The sequence below is a fragment of the Staphylococcus petrasii genome (assembly GCF_002902565.1).
Taxonomy (GTDB): Bacteria; Bacillota; Bacilli; order Staphylococcales; family Staphylococcaceae; genus Staphylococcus; species Staphylococcus petrasii.
Window position 1 is genome coordinate 1 of the sequence record NZ_PPRC01000034.1, and the last position, 5309, is coordinate 5309.

A 5309-nucleotide genomic window follows, 5' to 3' on the forward strand; every position below is an offset into this window, starting at 1 on the left:
CATCTAAGATTATGCTATTACATGACTTTTAAAAAATATCTTTTAAATTAAGGAGGTCGAATAGATGAATGTTAAATCTATAGGCATTGTAGTTACGTTAGTCTTAACAATGTTTATGGCTGCGATTGAAAGTTCAATTATTTCATTAGCTATGCCAACAATACGTAAAGACTTACATGCAGGGCCTGAAATATCTTTAGTATTCACTGTTTATTTTATCGCTTTAGTAGTTGCGAATCCTATTGTAGGTGAACTATTAACTCGATTTAAAATTTTATATATTGCAATGGTAGGGTTACTTTTATTTGGTATTGGTAGTTTAATGTCAGGTATGAGTGGCACATTTTATATGCTTATTGCTTCAAGAGCTATTCAAGGCATTGGCGCAGGGGTCATGATGTCATTAACACAAATCGTTCCGAAACTCGCTTTTGAAATTCCTTTTCGTTATAAAATTATGGGCATCGTAGGTAGTGTATGGGGTATTTCTAGTATTATTGGTCCCTTACTTGGAGGAGGTATTTTAGAATTTGCGACATGGCATTGGTTATTCTTTATCAATATCCCAATTGCAATCATCGCCATTATTTTAGCATTCCTTACATTTCACTTTTCAGAAGAAACAGAAGTACAAGCAGGTCGCTTTGATGTGAAAGGCTTATCTCTCTTCTATATCTTTATTGGTTTATTAATGTTTAGTATTTTAAATAAATCAATGCTTACTTTAAATTTAGTAGCCTTTATTTTAGCTATTATTGTAGCCGTCATGTTATTTAAATTTGAAAATAAAACTGCACATCCATTTATCCCTATAGCTGAATTTAATCGTTCAGTATCTTTAGTATTTATTACTGATTTACTAACTGCGGTATGTTTAATGGGGTATAACTTATATATTCCTGTTTATCTTCAAGATCATTTGAATTTATCTCCATTACAAAGTGTTTTAGTCATCTTCCCTTTATCAGTAGCATGGCTTACTTTAAATTTTAATTTAGCTAGAATTGAAGCTAAATTATCTAGAAAAGCATTATATATAGGAGCTTTCACTTTATTATTAGTGAGTAGTATCATTTTAATCTTTGGTTCAAATGCTCCACTTCTAATAGCGGGAACAGTTATATTAGCAGGTTTAAGCTTTGGATTTGTTTATACAAAAGACAGCGTCATCGTACAAGAAGAAACAAGTTCGAATCATATGAAGAAAATGATGTCGTTTTACGCGTTAACTAAAAATTTAGGTTCATCTATTGGCTCTACAATAATGGGTTATTTATACGCTATGTCTACCGGATTATTAGATGGTAATTTACACAACATACTTGGTGCAGTGTCATTGGTATCAATAGTCTTAATTATTATTTGGACTACATTGTATAAAAATAATCCACAAAGTGCACAATAATGCGTATAAATGTTAATTTGAAAACACTTATTATTTAATATCGGGCAACCAGTGAATTCGTTCAATCTGAATTAATCACTGGTTGCTTTTTTATTTTGCAATCATGATCCTTAAGTAAGAAAATGAATTACTTTAACGTAGAATTAATTTACTTGGGTAAGTGTTATATACCGTTAGTTTAAACTCTTTAAATTTTATATTGACTATCATAAGTGATAAAATATGCGTGTAAAACTAAAATAGGAGGGCAATATTAATGCGTTTTTTAAAAAATAAATTTAATAATATTGTTGTGACAATTGTTGTCCTCGCTATATTTATAATTTCAGGTGGAATATTTTTAACGTTTCTAGGATTTGGTTTATTTGGGATAAGTCGAATCCTTATTTTTTTAAAGTTAGGGTATTTCACATATAATAAGAGCTTTTTTGACAACTTGCTCTATTATGGTAGTTACATCGTTTTTGGCTATTTTATTTTATTTGCGATTGAACATTTGATGGATTATTTTAGAAAACAATTACCAAATAATCCATATTTTAACGGTGCAACTTACCACTTGATTTCATATGTTGTTACTACAGTGATGTTCTACTTTATTATTCATGTACATTACGTATATATAAAAATTGAATTTTGGGTAATTGCAGTCATTATCGGCTTACTATATATTTTTAAAATTATATTTTATCCAGATAGTGAAAATTTAAATGAAAATAAATAGATATAAGCATTTAATTTGCGGAGAGAAAGAATGTTTGTTTGAATATTTAAGCACTGATTAAGTAAAAGGAGATTATTAGCAATGGCAAATATTGAAATATCGAAGCATAAAAGAAATTTAATCGTTGCCGTTATGCTCTTAAGTGCATTTATAGCCATTTTAAATCAAACACTATTAAATACGGCGTTACCTCATATTATGAGAGAATTGCACACTTCTGAGAACACAGCGCAATGGTTAGTGACAGGCTTTATGCTAGTTAACGGAACGATGATTCCTTTAACAGCATATTTAATGGATAGAGTTAAAACCAAACCACTTTATTTAGTTTCAATGGGAACGTTCTTAGTTGGTTCTATTATTGCAGCGATTGCGCCTAACTTCGGCACATTAATGGTTGCTAGAGTGATTCAAGCGATGGGCGCTGGTATTATTATGCCTCTTATGCAATTCACATTATTTACGTTATTCTCAAAAGAAAAACGTGGCTTCGCAATGGGACTTGCAGGTTTAGTTATTCAATTTGCTCCAGCAATTGGTCCTACATTTTCAGGATTAATCATTGATCATACAAGTTGGAGAGTACCCTTTATAGTAGTTGTCGGAATTTCTTTAGTTGGATATATCTTCGGCGCGATTTCCTTATCAAGTTATAATGAAACAAAACAAACAGAATTGGATAAACGTTCTGTAGTCTATTCAACATTAGGCTTTGGATTAATGCTATATGCCTTTAGTAGTGCAGGGAATATAGGTTTTACAAATCCAATTGTAATTATTTCATTTATCGTAGGTATTATTATCGTAGGTATATTTATAAGAAGACAATTAACGATTTCTAACCCTTTATTAAATTTATGGGTGTTTAGAAGTAAAATATTTACATTTAGTACTATCACTTCAATGATTGTAATGATGTCGATGGTTGGTCCGGCCTTACTTATTCCATTATTTGTACAAGATGGTTTAGGTCTTTCAGCATTTATGTCCGGCATGGTTATTATGCCAGGCGCATTATTAAATGGATTAATGTCAATTTATACCGGCAAAATTTATGATAAATATGGACCAAGAATATTAATATTAACTGGATTTACTATATTAACTATTACTACAATTTTCTTAGCTTTCTTAAAATACGATACCTCATATACTTTATTAGTTATTGTGTATGCTATAAGAATGTTTGCTGTATCACTTTTAATGATGCCTATTAATACAGCAGGTATTAATGCTTTGGAAAATAAAGACATCTCACATGGTACTGCAATTATGAACTTTGGTCGTGTGATGGCAGGTTCATTAGGTACAGCATTAATGGTTACATTTATGAGTATGGGCGCTAAATTATTAAGCCCTGATTCAACTCAACATGTAAGTAAAGAAATACTTCAACGTCAAAGCGTTGCAGCAGGTGTCGATTTATCATTTGCTATTGTTTCTGTATTAGTAATAATAGGATTTGTATTCGCATTATTTATTAAAGAAGATAGACATCCTTCACAAAAAAATAAAAACACACGTGATTTATAATGTTTTGATTAAAGAAGTTAGTATGAAATAATGAGCTAACTTCTTTTTTTGTTTAATTAAAAATAATATACTAAATAAGATAGTCACAAGGTATGTGCATATTTGTTAAAATATACATATAAAGAATGCTAAGGGGGATTTACATTGTTAACGGTAGATCAAGTAAAAGAAATAGTTGGAGAATTAAAAGATCCAATTATCGATGTGCCTCTTAAAGAAACAGATGGTATTGTCGAAGTTAAAACAAAAGAAGAAATTGAACATGTAAGTGTTAAAGTTGCGATTGCCCAATTAGGAGGACAACCACAATTAGATTTACAAATGGCAATTGTTAAAGCACTTAAAGAAAATGGAGCAAACACAGTAGGTATACGTTTCGAAGAACTACCTGCTGATAAAGTTGAACAATATACAGGTAAAAAGAAAGAACAACCTAAAACAATTGAAGGATTATTATCAAAAGATAATCCAGTTGAGTTTATAGCTATTGCCTCTGGTAAAGGCGGCGTAGGTAAATCAACAGTTGCTGTTAACTTAGCAGTTGCTTTAGCTCGTGAAGGCAAAAGAGTAGGTTTAGTTGATGCTGATATTTATGGTTTCAGTGTTCCTGATATGATGGGCATTGATGAGAAACCAGGCGTTGAAGGTAAAACAATTATTCCAGTAGAACGCCACGGAGTAAAAGTAATTTCTATGGCTTTCTTTGTAGAAGAGAATGCGCCAGTGATTTGGCGTGGTCCAATGTTAGGTAAAATGTTGACGAATTTCTTTGTAGAAGTTAAGTGGGGAGAACTTGATTATTTATTACTTGATTTACCTCCAGGAACAGGAGATGTAGCATTAGATGTTCATTCAATGTTACCAAGTAGTAAAGAGATTATTGTAACAACACCTCATCCAACAGCAGCATTTGTTGCAGCAAGAGCTGGTGCTATGGCTAAACATACTGAACATTCAATTTTAGGTGTAATTGAGAATATGAGTTACTTTGAAAGTAAAGAAACTGGCAACAAAGAATATGTATTTGGAAAAGGCGGAGGCCGCAAATTAGCTGATGAATTAAATACGCAACTATTAGGAGAGTTACCTCTAGAACAGCCTACTTGGAATCCAGTAGACTTTTCTCCATCTATTTATCAAGAAGATGATCGTTTAGGTAAAATCTATAAACAAATAGCTCAAAAAGTAATTGCATCTACTATTAAGAAATAAAAACTAAAAAAGTGTAATATAAACGCATAAAATATTAGATTTTATGCGTTTTTTCTATTGCAATTTTTTAAAAACCTGGTAGAATAATTTTTTGTGAGCAACAGAAGTACAACAGTTGTTCAACAACAAAAAAATATTTTAAATTGTTATTGACTTACATCTTTCAATTTGATAAGATATAAAAGTCGTCAAAAAGAATGTAAATTCTATTAAGAGTTTGTTAAAAAGGTGTAAAACTTACCATTGCAAAGCTCGAAATGATGATTTAAAATAATAAAAGTAATCAAAAAAGTTATTGACTTTTAAAAATAAAAGTTATATAATAAAAGAGATTGTTTTTAAAATGAACATTGAAAACTGAATGACAATATGTCAACGTTAATTCCAATAAATGTAACTTTAAGTTACAAACACTATTTAGTTTTATGAGCTAAT

4 protein-coding genes are annotated in these 5309 nt (G+C 30.6%); all 4 read left to right on the forward strand.

The features are described 5' to 3' along the window. The first annotated feature begins 64 nt into the window (after nucleotides 1-64). A complete protein-coding gene (gene sdrM / locus CD127_RS06775) occupies nucleotides 65-1405 on the forward strand; it encodes a multidrug efflux MFS transporter SdrM (RefSeq protein ID WP_103366206.1) in 1341 nt (446 codons plus the stop codon). A 256-nt stretch (nucleotides 1406-1661) separates the two neighbouring features. Beyond that, on the forward strand, nucleotides 1662-2129 hold the full coding sequence (locus tag CD127_RS06780; RefSeq protein WP_103366207.1) for a SepA family multidrug efflux transporter: 468 nt from the start codon (nucleotides 1662-1664) through the stop codon (nucleotides 2127-2129). A gap of 81 nt (nucleotides 2130-2210) precedes the next feature. Next, nucleotides 2211-3662 carry an MDR family MFS transporter gene (locus tag CD127_RS06785; protein ID WP_103298849.1) on the forward strand — a complete coding sequence of 484 codons (1452 nt, stop codon included), beginning with the start codon at nucleotides 2211-2213 and terminating at the stop codon, nucleotides 3660-3662. Between the two features lie 144 nt (nucleotides 3663-3806). Beyond that, entirely contained in the window at nucleotides 3807-4874 is a 1068-nt protein-coding gene (locus CD127_RS06790) for an Mrp/NBP35 family ATP-binding protein (protein WP_103298850.1), read from the forward strand. Nucleotides 4875-5309 lie beyond the last annotated feature (435 nt).

What these genes read in the sequence shown, in the direction of transcription:
- sdrM (WP_103366206.1), top strand. Translation starts at nt 65, where the DNA reads ATGAATGTTAAATCTATAGGCATTGTAGTTACGTTAGTCTTAACAATG.
- CD127_RS06780 (WP_103366207.1), top strand. Translation starts at nt 1,662, where the DNA reads ATGCGTTTTTTAAAAAATAAATTTAATAATATTGTTGTGACAATTGTT.
- CD127_RS06785 (WP_103298849.1), top strand. Translation starts at nt 2,211, where the DNA reads ATGGCAAATATTGAAATATCGAAGCATAAAAGAAATTTAATCGTTGCC.